Origin of the sequence: Morganella sp. Je.2.23 (genome assembly GCF_051129855.1) — a bacterium.
GTDB classification, from domain to species: domain Bacteria; phylum Pseudomonadota; class Gammaproteobacteria; order Enterobacterales; family Enterobacteriaceae; genus Morganella; species Morganella sibonii.
Map to the genome: position 1 here is coordinate 1617831 of NZ_JBCPSQ010000001.1, position 13809 is coordinate 1631639.

Annotated in this window: 12 protein-coding genes; 4 read left to right on the top strand and 8 right to left on the bottom strand. The window is 50.0% G+C overall.

The features are described 5' to 3' along the window. Nucleotides 1–22 precede the first annotated feature (22 nt). On the bottom strand, nt 23–952 hold the full coding sequence (gene prmB, locus AAZR23_RS07795; protein WP_046893992.1) for a 50S ribosomal protein L3 N(5)-glutamine methyltransferase: 930 nt from the start codon (nt 950–952) through the stop codon (nt 23–25). A 194-nt stretch (nt 953–1146) separates the two neighbouring features. Between prmB and smrB the strand changes: the two genes are divergently transcribed. Further along, nucleotides 1147–1692: an endonuclease SmrB gene (gene smrB, locus AAZR23_RS07800; protein WP_025154914.1), complete on the top strand. Its 546-nt coding sequence runs from the start codon at nt 1147–1149 to the stop codon at nt 1690–1692. Here smrB and sixA read toward each other — a convergent pair whose 3' ends face one another. The 4 genes from sixA to AAZR23_RS07820 all read right to left on the bottom strand — a co-directional run bounded on the left by sixA (nt 1693) and on the right by AAZR23_RS07820 (nt 6365). Next, nucleotides 1693–2163 (bottom strand): phosphohistidine phosphatase SixA, encoded by a 471-nt coding sequence (gene sixA, locus AAZR23_RS07805; RefSeq protein WP_046893991.1) that lies wholly within the window; start codon nt 2161–2163, stop codon nt 1693–1695. 235 nt (nt 2164–2398) lie between these two features. Next, a complete protein-coding gene (fadJ, locus tag AAZR23_RS07810) occupies nt 2399–4552 on the bottom strand; it encodes a fatty acid oxidation complex subunit alpha FadJ (RefSeq protein ID WP_434691642.1) in 2154 nt (717 codons plus the stop codon). Nucleotides 4553–4564: 12 nt separating this feature from the next. Continuing rightward, nucleotides 4565–5857: an acetyl-CoA C-acyltransferase FadI gene (gene fadI / locus AAZR23_RS07815; protein ID WP_166708124.1), complete on the bottom strand. Its 1293-nt coding sequence runs from the start codon at nt 5855–5857 to the stop codon at nt 4565–4567. Between the two features lie 211 nt (nt 5858–6068). Beyond that, the gene (locus tag AAZR23_RS07820; RefSeq protein ID WP_046893988.1) at nt 6069–6365 is read right to left on the bottom strand and encodes a YfcZ/YiiS family protein; all 297 of its coding nucleotides are present in this window, start codon (nt 6363–6365) and stop codon (nt 6069–6071) included. Nucleotides 6366–6703: 338 nt separating this feature from the next. Here AAZR23_RS07820 and fadL point away from each other — a divergent pair, with 338 nt between their 5' ends. Beyond that, a complete protein-coding gene (fadL, locus tag AAZR23_RS07825; RefSeq protein ID WP_434691647.1) occupies nt 6704–8029 on the top strand; it encodes a long-chain fatty acid transporter FadL in 1326 nt (441 codons plus the stop codon). 84 nt (nt 8030–8113) lie between these two features. Here the strand turns inward: fadL and mlaA are convergent, their stop codons facing one another. Beyond that, complete coding sequence (gene mlaA, locus AAZR23_RS07830) at nt 8114–8872, bottom strand: phospholipid-binding lipoprotein MlaA (RefSeq protein ID WP_434691650.1); 759 nt, start codon at nt 8870–8872, stop codon at nt 8114–8116. A gap of 182 nt (nt 8873–9054) precedes the next feature. Between mlaA and proC the strand changes: the two genes are divergently transcribed. Then, a complete protein-coding gene (gene proC / locus AAZR23_RS07835) occupies nt 9055–9864 on the top strand; it encodes a pyrroline-5-carboxylate reductase (RefSeq protein ID WP_434691653.1) in 810 nt (269 codons plus the stop codon). Between the two features lie 65 nt (nt 9865–9929). Here the strand turns inward: proC and AAZR23_RS07840 are convergent, their stop codons facing one another. Together AAZR23_RS07840 and dsdX are read right to left on the bottom strand one after the other, a co-directional pair. Continuing rightward, a complete protein-coding gene (locus AAZR23_RS07840; RefSeq protein ID WP_434692428.1) occupies nt 9930–11264 on the bottom strand; it encodes a D-serine ammonia-lyase in 1335 nt (444 codons plus the stop codon). Between the two features lie 12 nt (nt 11265–11276). Next, nucleotides 11277–12614, bottom strand: a complete 1338-nt coding sequence (gene dsdX / locus AAZR23_RS07845) for a D-serine transporter DsdX (RefSeq protein ID WP_046893983.1) — start codon at nt 12612–12614, stop codon at nt 11277–11279. Nucleotides 12615–12832: 218 nt separating this feature from the next. Here dsdX and dsdC point away from each other — a divergent pair, with 218 nt between their 5' ends. Continuing rightward, nucleotides 12833–13792: a DNA-binding transcriptional regulator DsdC gene (dsdC, locus tag AAZR23_RS07850; RefSeq protein ID WP_434691656.1), complete on the top strand. Its 960-nt coding sequence runs from the start codon at nt 12833–12835 to the stop codon at nt 13790–13792. Nucleotides 13793–13809: the final 17 nt, after the last annotated feature.

The window sequence follows — 13809 nt, forward strand, 5'->3', positions numbered from 1 at the left end:
TCTATTCCTACATGAGGAACGGTTATTTGAAAAGTTTAAAAGCGTCATGATGTTCTGCTAATTGATCACGAGTTAACATAAAGACACCGTCACCCCCGTTTTCAAACGACAGCCAGATAAACGGCACTTCCGGGAATTCGGCCATCAGATGTACCTGACTGTTACCGACTTCACAAATCAGCACCGCATCTTCTGACATATAATCCGGGGCATTTGCGAGAATACGGCGAACCAGTTTCAGACCATCACTGCCTGCAGCCAGCGCCAGTTCAGGCTCAACGCGGAATTCATCCGGTAAATCACTCATGTCTTCCGCATCGACATACGGCGGATTGGTGACAATCAGGTCATACTTCACTGCCGGCAGATCGTTAAACAAATCTGAACGCATCGGAACGACACGATGAGATAACCCGTGATTTTCAATGTTCATTTCTGTGACTTCCAGCACATCGGCGGAAATGTCTGCCGCATCGACTTCTGCGTCCGGGAACTCATAAGCGCAGGCAATTGCGATACAGCCGCTGCCGGTACACAGATCCAGAATTGCTTCCGGTTCGGAATCCAGTAAACCGGCAAAGTGATTATTAATCAGCTCACCAATCGGCGAACGCGGGATCAGCACGCGCTCATCAACATAAAATTCGTGACCGCAGAACCAGGACCGGTTGGTCAGATACGGCACCGGCACACGCTCGGTGATCCGGCGCAGCACACGTTCAACAATGCGGTGACGCTCTGAGGAAGTCAGTCGTGACTGATACAGCTCAGCGGGTAAATCCAGAGGCAGAAACAGTGTCGGCAGTACCAGCTGGAGGGCTTCATCCCAGGCATTATCTGTGCCGTGGCCATAGTAGATGTTCGCGGCATTAAAACGGCTCATTGCCCAGCGCAGTATATCCTGCAGCGTGTGAAGCTCACTGACGGCTTCATCAACGTAAATTTTATCCAAAGTGCCTCCGGCGGGGTAAAACAAAAGAAAATATCTGATAGCGTAGTTTGCCATGAAGTCGCTGCTAAATCAGCATATCTTGTGAAATGCACGGCAATTTTCCGGCAGTTTTTGTCAGTTGTGACCGGCAGTATAGCGTCAACATCCTTAAAAAAATCGGTTACACTATGGAAAATAATCAGTGATGAGATGTTATGAAAAAGAAGACACCCCTGACTGATGATGACCTGAATCTGTTTAAAGAGGCCATCAGCGGGACGCGTAAAATCAGACAGGATATTGTGGTGCACCCGAAATCACGGGCCGGTGTGACAAAAATTGCGCCGGAACGGCTGTTGCAGGACCAGGTTGATGCCAGTTTTTATTTCTCTGATGAATACCGTCCGAACCTGGATATGGACGGCCCTGCGCGTTATCTGCGGGAAAATGCCAGCCCGTATGAACTGAAAAAACTGCGGCGCGGAGATTACGTGCCGGAACTGTTTTTGGATCTGCACGGACTGACCCAGCTTCAGGCCAAACAGGAAATTGGTGCACTGATAGCCGCGGCCCGCCGTGAAAACACCTATTGTGTCTGTATTATGCACGGGCACGGCAAACATGTCCTGAAGCAACAAACACCATTATGGCTGGCACAACACCCGGATGTGATTGCCTTTCACCAGGCGCCCAAGGAATGGGGCGGTACTGCGGCATTACTGCTGCTGATTGAAATTGCTGAAACCGCCCGGCGCGAGTAATCAGTCAGTCTGTCCGGGACCGCGGTGCCAGAGCAGTGTGCCGCGTCCGTTATTATCCAGCTCGATACAGGCAACAGAGGATGTTGCAAACATCGGTGCCGTCTCCTGCGGACACAATGCCGCCACCAGGTAACCGACCAGCGGCAGATGCGATACCACCAGCACCCCTTTGCGTCCTTCCTCCGCCAGATAGCGGATATAATCCGCCACGCTTTCCGCATTTCCTGAAGGAGTCAGTCCCGGCATTACCTCTTCCTGCGCCGGTAAATTGAGATCATCACGAATTTCGGTCAGTGTCTGCTCTGCCCGCAGATACGGACTGACCAGAACGGTATCTGTCAGGATATCCTGCCCGGCAAGCCATTTTGCCATGCTGCGGGAATCGGTTATCCCTTTACCGGTAAGGGGTCGTACTGAATCACTGGCAGCCTGCAAAGCAGCATCGCCATGTCGCATAATAAATACTTGCATATGTCACCGTCTGAACAGGACGGATACGGTCATATCTGAATCCTCGGGCCGTATCACATCAAAGAATGATCTGTTTAAAATTATCGTTATTTCTGCGTCCCCGTCAGGGGAGATGAGAGGCATTCTGCCTCAAATTAATCATAATTAAAATGATTCAGCACAGAGATAAACCTGAATTTTGTTCAGAACCTGTTCAGAAAAATAAAACAATTCACTGCCGTCTCACCGTAATTTCTCAGTAAAACCGGCGCTTATCCGCTGCACGTTGCTGTAACGCCTCACACGGCATGAAACGATCACCGTAACGGGCAGCCAGTGCTGTCAGTTTTTCTGTCATAACGGCGGCGGACAGGCTGTCCATATAGTAAAACGGCCCGCCAAGGAACGGCGGAAAACCGATACCGAAGACCGCGCCGATATCGCCGTCTGCCGGGGAACGGATAACCTGTTCATCCAGTGCCCTCACGGCTTCATTGAGCATCATCATCAGGCAGCGCTCTGTGATTTCCTGTGGTGTCAGGCGTTCCCGCACGGTAATACCCAGCAGCGGATAGATCTGTTTGTCAGCTTTACGCGGTGTCTTCCGGCCACAGCGTTTCCACCACGGTACTGGTGTGTAATCATAAAAACCGCGTTTGTTTTTCTTCCCCAGACGGTTATCGCGGAAAAGGGCATCCAGCTGCGGCGGCAGTGCAAACCGCTCACCAAATGCGGTCTCCAGTACCGGCATAATTTTGGTGCCGACATCGATCCCCACTTCATCCAGCAGTGCTACCGGCCCTAACGGAAAGCCGAAACCTGTCAGAGCCTTGTCGATTTTTTCTGCCGGTTCACCTTCAACCAGACAATGCAGAGCTTCCGTAATATACGGCGCCAGGATGCGGTTGACATAAAATCCTGCTTTATCACCGACCACAATCGCTGTTTTTCCCTGTTTTCGCGCCAGTTGCAATGTGGTCGCCAGTGTTACCGCATCGGTGCCCTCATGAGGAATAATTTCCGCCAGCGGCATTTTTTCGGCCGGGCTGAAATAGTGCAGTCCGATGATTTTCTCAGGTCGTGACGCCTTTGCGGCAATATCACGAATGGGCAGTGACGAGGTATTCGAGGCAAAAATAGTATCCGGAGGTGTCACGGCTTCTGTTTCCGCGATCATTTGCTGTTTGAGTGACAGGGATTCAAAAACCGCTTCCGCCACAAAATCAATACGGTGAAATCCTCTGTAATCCGTGGTGCCGGTCATTCCGTGCATCAGTTGTGTCCGCTCACGCGGGGAAAGACGTCTGCGTTTCACCTGCCTGCTCAGATGCTGCCAGAAAAAGGCCAGTGCTTTACTGACTCCCTCCTGTGAAACATCTTTAATTCTGACCGGCAACCCGGCACGCTGGCAGGTGATTGCGGCTATTCCGGCGCCCATCAGCCCGCCACCCAGCACTGCCACATGGTGTAATTCTGCTGGTTTTACGCCATCCGCTATATCTTTTTTCAGCGCTGTTGAGGCAAAAAAGAGATGGCGGAGTGCGCCGGATACCGGTGTGACCGCCAGTTTACCAAATGCAGCCGCCTCGGCGTTAAACCCGGCATCCCGCCCTTTTTCCTGTCCGCACTGTACCACATCAATAATTTGCTCAGCCGCCGGATAGTGCCCGCGGGTACGGCGGCGAACCTGTTTGCGGATTATACGGAAAAGGATATCCCGTATCCCTTTCATTTTCATTATTTTTTGCCGGAACGGCACCGGAGCACGCTGTGCCGGATTTGCCGACAATGCGCGGGCAACCGCTGTTTCCAGTAAAATTTCCGGCGGTACAATATCATCGGCCAGCCGTATTTTAACGGCTTGTTTTGCCCGCAACTGCCGCCCGGTCAGCATCATATCCAGAGCCGCCGTCAGCCCGATCAGTGCAGGAAGACGCTGTGTACCGCCGGAACCGGGCAACAGCCCCAGCTGAACTTCCGGCAGACCGAGCCGGGTTTTATCGCTGTCGGAGACAACACGACTGCGGCAGGCCATAGCCAGTTCCAGCCCGCCTCCGAGACAACTGCCGTGAATAGCGGCAACAACCGGCAGCGGATAATTTTCAATCAGATTAAATAACCGTTGCCCGGATTCAGAAAGCGCCTGAGCCTGTGAAGCCTCAGTACACCCGGCAATCATATGAATATCCGCCCCGGCAATAAAGGTATCCGGCTTGCCGGAGATAATCACCATCGCCCGCAGTCCCGGAATTTTGCGGGCATCCCGCAGCACCGCTTCGAACTGTTCAGCGAATTCAGCCTTCAGGGTATTTACTTTCTCACCGGGGACATCAATGGTGATAACGCCGGTGTGATCCGGACGCACTGTCAGGCGGAAAGCAGAAGGTGTTTCATCATGCTGTGTCATCATCAGTCTCCCGTCTTATTCCGTTTCCCAGATCATCGCCACACCAAGACCGCCCGCGGCGCAAGCCGTAGTCATTGCAAAACCGCCACCCCGCCGCTTCAGTTCCCGCAGTGTCTGTGTCACCATCCGGGCACCGGTTGCCGCAAAAGGGTGTCCGTAAGCAATCGATCCGCCGAGCACATTAAACCGCGCCGGGTCCACTTCACCAATTGCCGATGTCCGGTTAAGTTTTTCACGGGCAAAGTCCCCGCTGGCAAAGCAATGCAGGTTAGTCAGAACCTGAGCGGCAAAGGCTTCATGCATATCAATCAGCGTCAGGTCAGATAATGTCAGCCCGGCACGATAGAGAGCTTCCGGTGCGGCATAAGATGGTCCCAGCAGCATATCTTCCTGAACGGTATTGCCCGTAAATGCATAGCTGCGCAGAAACCCCAGCGGGGTCAGCCCGAGTTCCCGGGCTCTGGTTTCTGTCATCATCAGCACAGCGGCCGCACCGTCTGTCAGTGGCGTGCTGTTTGCTGCGGTGACTGTGCCGTGGCGTTTATCAAATGCCGGTTTCAGTTGGGCATAACTGCCGGCCAGCGAATTTTTCCGTAATGTATTGTCTTCTTCACAGACCTGACTGAACGGCGGAAAACGGGCGATCATCACTTCATCGCGCAGCACACCGGATGTCCACGCCTGTGTGGCAGCCAGATGTGACTGATGCGCAAACGCATCCTGCGCTTCACGGCTGATATGGTAACGCTTCGCCATCTGCTCAGCAGTATCGCCCATACGCAGACCAGTGGAATATTCAGCCACCGCCGGAGCCACAGGCAGGAGGTCCCGCGGCCGCAGAGCCGCCAGTAACCGGAGCTTCTGAGAGACTGACCGGGCTTTACTGAGATCCAGTAATACCCCTGCCAGTTTACGTGACACGCCAATCGGCAGGACAGACGCCGAGTCCGCCCCGCCCGCCACCGCAATCTGACTCTGCCCGCATTGTATTGCCTGCGCCGCATTGGCAATCGCCTGAAAACTGGTGGCGCAGGCACGGGTCACCGAGTACGCATCCGTTGTCACCGGCAATCCGGCACTGAGAACAATTTCGCGGGCGATATTGGGTGCGGCAGGCATTTGTATCACCTGACCGAAAACGACAAGATCAACCAGTTCTGCCGGAAATGACTGACGGAAAAGAAGTTCCTGCACCACAGCCCGGCCCAGTTCAACCGCAGGAATATCACGGTATACCGTGGACTGACGGGCAAACGGTGTCCGTAATCCGTCAACAATTGCAATACGCTCTGCCTGTGCCTGCTTCATTCGTTCATCCTTACATGATGAGAGGTTATCACGAACCGCCGGTGGTCTGACCTGATGATATTGTTAACATCATGTTGCATTCACGCAATGTGAATAACTGAAAAGTGCGAGGTTGCTCAGGGAAATAAACTTTTTGTATAGCAGAAGGTAATAAAAAAGGCCCCCGTATTTACCGGAGGCCTGAATTCAGTTTGCGTATTATTCTGATGAATTAACGCAGACCCAGTTCAAAGATCAATGTTTCAGCCTGGCAGCTGAAAGTGAAATCCGCTTTCAGCTCAACGCCGTCAGCCGTTTCTTTATATTCGCTGTGGATTTTGCATGGTTCAGATGCAGCTGCATTTGCTTTGGCAGTCAGTGTTGCCATCATCTGCTCAGCATCGGCTTTAGATGCAAATACGCGCTCGAAAGAAGAGGTGCAGCTTTCGTTATCAATAATAGTGCCTACATCCACACAGCAGCATGCTGAGGTTTCTTCTGCGCTGCACAGTTTTTTTTCGTCAGCCATTTCAGTCTCCCGTTAGTTAAAAATAGCCTGCAGTATTAGTACTGAATCATACCATTTATCAAAGTAAACCATAATAATTCAATCTAATGTTTGATCTACTCGGGCTAAAGCCACTTTTCGGCCTTAAAAAAACCATAAATGTTAAAATATTGTAATCTAAATCGCATTTTTGCATCTCAATCCGCTTATTTCAGTACAAAAAAATAACATTTAAGTGTTCTGATTCTATACTCTCTCAACTGGTCTGATTTGTCATATCCACAAGCAAACATACAATCCAGCGCTACTTCTGACTACCAAAGTAGTACATAAACAAAATAAACAAGAGGGTTTTGGTCATGAACCAGAAAAACCTGTTCACTCGTTCAGCATTGGCAGTGGCAGTTTCATTAACAGCAACACACGCTTTTGCTGCGGGTTTTCAATTAAATGAATATTCCACGTCTGCACTCGGACGTGCGTTTTCAGGGGAAGGTGCCGTGGCAGATGATGCCAGTGTCGGCAGCCGCAACCCGGCAGCAATGACATTATTTGATCGTCCGTCCATGTCCGCCGGTGCGATCCTGATCAACCCGTCAGTAGATATCAGCGGAAAATCCCCGCTGACCGGCAACAGCACTGATGCCAAAGATATTGCACCAAGCGCAGTTGTCCCGAACCTGCATTTTATTACTCCAATCAATGAAAAATGGTTTTTTGGTGCATCTGCTACCTCAAACTTTGGTCTGGCAACAGAATTTAAAGATGACTATGCAGCCGGCCTGATTGGCGGAAAAACAGACCTGAAGACTGTTAATTTTAATATGGCTGGTGCTTATCGTCTGAATGACAATTTCAGTTTCGGCCTGGGTCTAAATGCAGTTTATGCTGATGCCGAGATTTCCCGTCATATCGGTGAACTTGGCCCGATGGCGCCACTCATTAATCCGCATTTCCCTGCCCTGCCGGCAAATACAAATGCATCAACCCTGAAAGGTGATGGCTGGGGCTACGGCTGGAATGCCGGTATGCTATATGAGCTGGACAAGGATAATCGTCTCAGCTTGACATATCGCTCAAAAGTGAAAGTGAAATTTAAGGATGGCGACTATACGAATGACCTACCATTAATTGGTTCGAGCGGAAAAGGAAAACTTGATCTTAACCTCCCTGACATATGGGAATTTTCTGCTTATCACCGTGTTGCACCAAAATGGGCCGTACACTATACCTTGGCCTATACCGGCTGGAGTGAATTTAAAGAGCTGAGAGCAGTACCTAAAGATAACCCGGGCGGAAAAGCATTATTTACAAAGCATGAAGGTTTTAGTAATGCCTACCGTGTCGCATTAGGTACCACCTACTATCATGACGATAACTGGACTTTCCGTGGCGGTATTGCCTTTGATGACAGTCCTGTACCGGCGAATAACCGTTCCATCTCTATCCCAGATCAGGATCGTATCTGGTTCAGCCTGGGTTCAACCTACGCTTTCAACAAAGATACCTCGGTTGATGTCGGTGTTGCCTATATGCACGGACGCAAAGTTAATATTTCAGAATCTCTGCTCAGTGATGAACAGAAGAAAGAATTAGGTCCAGTCGCAGCTAAATTACCTAATTACGAATTCAGCTCCTCCGGTAAAGCCTGGTTATACGGCGTTAACTTTAACTACAGCTTCTGATTTTTCCCGGTTGCGTACATAAAAAAAGTTCTGGTCACTGACCAGAACTTTTTCTTTATCTGTATCTGTATCTGTACCGGCACATTATTCGCTGTCGATAGAATCCAAATCATCCGCAATCGCTGCCGCGTTCGGGTTTTCCTGTACCTTCAGTTCTCCGCCTGACGCCAGGAAATCGTTACGCTGGAAATAGGCTTCACGCATCATCAGATACGGATCGCTGGAATTATGCAGCACACCTTCCGCATCCAGTGCCTGTGCACGGTTATCAATACCTTCGATAGCCCATTTACCGACCCCCATCCAGATAGTCAGATAACTCAGCATCGGATACGTGGTATCCAGCCAGTCACCACCATCCACACGCGGAGTCCAGCCGCCATAGCCAGGGATAACCACATAAGGCCCGTACCCGACGCCGTAGTTTCCTAAGGTATTACCAAAACGGGCAGGTTCTGTTTTTGCCAGCTCAGGGTTCGCCATCGACGCAACATCAATCAAGCCGCCCAGTCCGAAGACTGTATTCAGGAAAAAGCGGTTAAAATGCTTGAATCCCTGATAAAAATCACCGCGCAGAAAATTGTTGACCATACTGGCCGGTTCTTCGAGATTGCCGAGGAAGTTGATGGTACCGTTTCGTGCCGGTTCCGGCACATAATCACGCCACGCCATCGCAACAGGTCTGAGCACATAAGGATCCAGCACATTATAGTTAAAATCGAACATTGTGCGGTTAAACCCTTCAAGCGGATCACTGCGCGTTCCCGATGTCTGATCCGAACTTGCGCACCCGCCAATCAGCAGCACCGCAGCAAGTGTCAGGCCACTAACCTGATACTTCATATGATTCTCCATGCCAAAACGTGAGCAAATTTTACACTTTCACGTATCTATAATAGGTCAATATTACCCGGATTTTGTATATTTGTGTATGTAAATCATGCCTAAATTACCGGGTTACCCCGGCGGCGCAGAGTGGTATCCTGCTCTTCCGGTCAGTCTTTACAGGCAATACAGGAGCCATCATGAATAAAAAAATCGGATTTATTGGTTGCGGAAATATGGGAAAAGCAATCCTTAATGGCCTGATTTCAGGAAAAATTATCAGCCCTGATACTGTTTTTGTGCATAACCACAGCCCGGCCAGTACTGACCGTGTGGCTCAGGAATTCGGTGTTCATGGTGAATCGCACGCTCAGCGTGTAGCGGAACAATCCGATATTATTTTTATAGGTGTAAAACCGTATGCCGTACCCGGCGTATTACGGGATATTTCGCCCTGCCTGAAACAGAATACCCTTATTGTTTCGATGGCCGCCGGTGTCACACTGGAAACCCTGGAAGCTGCTCTGCCGTCACAGGCCAAAGTTGTCCGCCTGATGCCGAACACCCCCGCTCTGGTCAATGCAGGTATGACATCAGTCACCGTCAATGCTTTTCTGTCTGATGAAGAAACTGAGCTGGTTATGTCGCTGTGCCGCAGTTTCGGCCGTGCCGAACGGGTTCCCGAATCACTGATTGATGCCGTGATCGGCGTCAGCGGCTCCGCTCCCGCTTATGTTTTTATGTTTATTGAAGCGATGGCCGATGCGGCAGTGGCAGGTGGTATGCCGCGCAAACAGGCCTATGAGTTTGCGGCACAAACCGTGATGGGATCTGCCAAAATGGTGCTGGAAACCGGTAAACATCCGGGTGAACTGAAAGATATGGTCTGCTCTCCCGGCGGTACCACGATTGAAGCGGTGATAAAACTGGAGGAAACCGGTCTGCGTCAGTCCGTTATCGCCGGTGTCCGCAGCGCGATCGAAAAATCACAGGAAATGAGCCGGAAATAATCACCGGATACCGGAACCGGCATTTATAGCACCGGTTCCGGTCTGTTCAGACTATCACCACGTTATCAGTTGCTTTTGGCCTGAGATAAGTATTTCTCCATTTCGTCCTCAGGAACCATTCCGCCGCCGGTGGCCCAGACCAGATGCGTGGCATTTGCCATCACTTCCGGTGTCAGCGCGTTAGCCTGTAAATACGCTTCATTCCGGGTCACATGCACACACCCCGGCATACCCGCTAAAGCAGAAGGCTCCAGCCTGATCGCTTCGGTCTGATCAAGTAACCCCAACAGGTTATACATTTCTGCGTCGTCAATCGTATAATACCCGTCGAGCAGCCGTTCCATTGCCCGGCCGACAAATCCTGATGCCCGGCCGACCGCGAGGCCATCAGCAGCGGTAATATTGTCAATGCCGATTTCCTGAACCGAGATTGCATCATGAAGACCGGTATGCACCCCGAGCAGCATGCACGGCGAGTGTGTCGGTTCAGCAAACAGGCAATGCACCGCATCACCAAATGCCAGTTTTAACCCGAACGCAACACCGCCGGGGCCTCCGCCGACACCGCAGGGTAAATACACAAACAGCGGATGCTGTTCATCGACTGTCATTCCCTTTTCAGCAAATTGTTTTTTCAGCCGCAGACCCGCAACCGCATAACCTAAAAAGAGCGTGACGGAGTTTTCATCATCGATAAAGAAACAGGATGGATCTTTTTCTGCCTCTTTGCGCCCCTGCTCCACCGCAATGCTGTAATCCTGTTCATATTCAACAACATTCACACCATGAGAACGTAATTTATCTTTTTTCCATTGTCTGGCATCGGCAGACATGTGCACACTGACACTGAAGCCAAGTTTTGCACTCATAATACCGATGGACATCCCTAAGTTACCCGTTGACCCGACGGCAATACGATATTGACTGAAAAACTGCCGGAATTTTTCGGAGAATAACACCGCATAATCATCACCGGTTGACAGTAACCCTGCTTCCAGCGCTAATTTTTCCGCATGGGTAAGCACTTCATAGATACCGCCGCGCGCTTTTATCGAGCCGGAAATCGGCAGATGGCTGTCTTTCTTAAGAAACATTTTTCCGGCTACCGGTGTCTGATAACGCGCCTCAAGAGCGGCCTGCATATCAGGAATCGCGACTGTGTCAGACTCAATAATGCCTTTCATAGCCTGCGTTTCAGGAAATGCTTTCATCAGATACGGTGCAAAGCGGTTTAAGCGGGCTTCCGCATCTTTTACATCGTCGAGCGTCAATCCCACGTACGGTAAACCGGCCTCTGTGGTGGTCACATCAGGGTTAAACCATGTAACCGGTTTTAAATCAATCAGTTCCTGTACCAAAGGGTAATCAGCAATAAGCTTTTCAATATTAATCTGAGTCATCATTAGTCTCTTTTAAATCACAAATGAAAGTGCAAAGGTACCTGCCAGCGCGACAACTGACGCAATCAGCGTGGCAACACTGTAATAACGGAATGTTTCAGCCAGCGTGGCATTACAATATTGTTTCACCAGCCAGAATAAGGAATCGGTCACGATGGTGCAGCCGATTGCCCCGGAGCCGATAGCCAGGGTCATAATTTCAGGGCTGATATGGGGATACAGCGGCATCAGCGGAGCCACAATCGCGGTTGCGCCCATCATGGCGACAGTGGCAGAGCCGACTGCGGCATGAAGAATAATAGCCACCAGCCAGGCCAGTAAAATCGGGTGCATATCGATACCGGACAACACCAGTGCCAGAGAATCACTCAGTCCGCTGCCTTTCAGGATGCCGTTGAATGCACCACCGGCCCCGATGATTAATAAGATATTTGCAATCGAGCTAAAGCTCTCTTCCGTCTTACTGAGCAGAACGCTCATTCCCATATTGCGGCGGATACCCAGCATGTAATAAGCGGCAAACGCAGCGATAAACATGGCGGTTATCGGATTACCGATAAACTGTAAAAAGGTGAGTAACGGATTATCTTTACTCATGTTCAGATCTGCGGTTGTTTTAACCAGCATGAGCACAATCGGCAGCAGAACCGTAAATAACGATGCACCTAATGACGGTAAGTCTTTTTCTTCACGTACCTTCAGGTCAGCAAACGCAGCCGGTACGACCTTGAACGGTAAACGATCGCCAAGGAATTTCAGGAACAACGGCCCGCCAATCAGCGATGCAACCAACCCCACAGCTAACCCGGCCACAATCACCGTTCCGATATCCGCACCGAGTTCATTCGTGACAAACAACGCCGCCGGGTGCGGCGGAATAATACAGTGCACGGCCATCAGCGCGGTGCATAACGGAATCGCCAGTTTTAATAATGACGTATTTGTTTTTTTGGCGATCGAAAACGCCAGCGGGATAAGCAATACAACCCCGACCTCGACAAACAGCGTGATACCACAGATAAGACCGATAAGGATCATGGTGACATCGGGGCTTAACCAGCGGCATTTTTCCAGCGTAATCCCGATTCGCTCGGCAGCGCCGGATATTTCCATCATCTTTCCGAGTATCGTTCCCAGTCCGATAATCGCCGCCAAAAATCCGAGTGTCCCGCCAATCCCGTCTTCGATGGCACTGACCATCTCCAGCGGATTCATTTTCATGGCGATCCCGACAAAAAAGCTGGTGAGCAGCAGTGCTAAAAACGGGTGAAACTTAAATTTAATAATTGAAATAATGATCAGCAAGATACTGAAAACCAGCGTACCGATCATCCACATTGTAGAGTCCATATCCTACCCCTGACTGTATTGTTGTTGTGGTTTTATTGGATAATAAATATTCAGGGGTGACAAACGATGAAAGCGGGGCGTTGGGTTAGCTCAGTTAATCCAAATGCGTGATATTCGTCAAATTAAGTAATTTTTTCGTGAATTGCATCATATCAATTCATCTTAAGCGCGGTATTCTTTATGAAAAATACGTCCGCATAATAAAAAAGAGAGATGATATGACATCGAATATGAATCCGTATGAACCATCAGGATTCCTGCGGCGAAACAAACGGGTATCGAGTCATCAGTTATCACGCCTGCATACGTTTGAAGCTGCGGCACGGCACAGCTCATTTGCACTGGCAGCACAGGAACTGGCGCTGACACCCGGTGCGGTCAGTCACCGCATCAATATGCTTGAAAGCGAACTGGGCTTCCGGTTATTTGAACGTTTTCACCGCCGTATTGAACTCACGTCAGATGGTGAGCGTATATACTGGGCCTTACGAAAAAACCTGGATGATATCAACCAGGAAATTATTGATATCAAGACTCAGGAAATCTCCGGTGAATTAACCGTTTATTCCCGCCCGTCACTCGCACAATGCTGGCTGATTCCGGGCATAGCGGATTTTACAGAGCAGTACCCCGCTATTCAGCTGAACCTGTTAACAGGTAATGACGAGGTTAATTTTCGCGGCTATGGTATTGATATCGCAATTTATTACGATGATATGTCAAGACCGAATCTCTATTGCGAAGATTTGATGTCAGAATCCATTGTGCCGGTATGCAGCCCCGAATATGCAGAGCGTTATGATCTGCATAACAATCTTCATCAGCTCAGGAACTGCATGTTATTACATGACCGCCAGGCATGGAGCAGTAACTCCGATTACGACGAATGGAAAGCATGGAGTGAACACTATCAGCCTGATTTATTCCCTCACCGGCGTAATCTCTGTTTTGATCGTTCAGACCTGGCAATTGTGGCCGCGATGAATCATGCCGGTGTCGCGATGGGACGTAAGCAACTGGTAGAAAAACGTATTAGGAGCAAAATGCTGGTGATGCCTTTCGGGGACATTTCACTGACATGCCGGCAGCGATATTATTTTGCGATGCTCGGCGACAAGCGTAACCCGAAAGCAGATATTTTTATTCAGTGGCTAAAACAACAGGTTACCAAAAGATAGCCGGGAGAACCGTCCGT

Coding starts and splice junctions, on each gene's coding strand:
- smrB (WP_025154914.1), top strand. CDS start 1,147: ATGAAAAAGAAGACACCCCTGACTGATGATGACCTGAATCTGTTTAAA.
- sixA (WP_046893991.1), bottom strand. CDS start 2,163: ATGCAAGTATTTATTATGCGACATGGCGATGCTGCTTTGCAGGCTGCC.
- fadJ (WP_434691642.1), bottom strand. CDS start 4,552: ATGATGACACAGCATGATGAAACACCTTCTGCTTTCCGCCTGACAGTG.
- fadI (WP_166708124.1), bottom strand. CDS start 5,857: ATGAAGCAGGCACAGGCAGAGCGTATTGCAATTGTTGACGGATTACGG.
- AAZR23_RS07820 (WP_046893988.1), bottom strand. CDS start 6,365: ATGGCTGACGAAAAAAAACTGTGCAGCGCAGAAGAAACCTCAGCATGC.
- fadL (WP_434691647.1), top strand. CDS start 6,704: ATGAACCAGAAAAACCTGTTCACTCGTTCAGCATTGGCAGTGGCAGTT.
- mlaA (WP_434691650.1), bottom strand. CDS start 8,872: ATGAAGTATCAGGTTAGTGGCCTGACACTTGCTGCGGTGCTGCTGATT.
- proC (WP_434691653.1), top strand. CDS start 9,055: ATGAATAAAAAAATCGGATTTATTGGTTGCGGAAATATGGGAAAAGCA.
- AAZR23_RS07840 (WP_434692428.1), bottom strand. CDS start 11,264: ATGACTCAGATTAATATTGAAAAGCTTATTGCTGATTACCCTTTGGTA.
- dsdX (WP_046893983.1), bottom strand. CDS start 12,614: ATGGACTCTACAATGTGGATGATCGGTACGCTGGTTTTCAGTATCTTG.
- dsdC (WP_434691656.1), top strand. CDS start 12,833: ATGACATCGAATATGAATCCGTATGAACCATCAGGATTCCTGCGGCGA.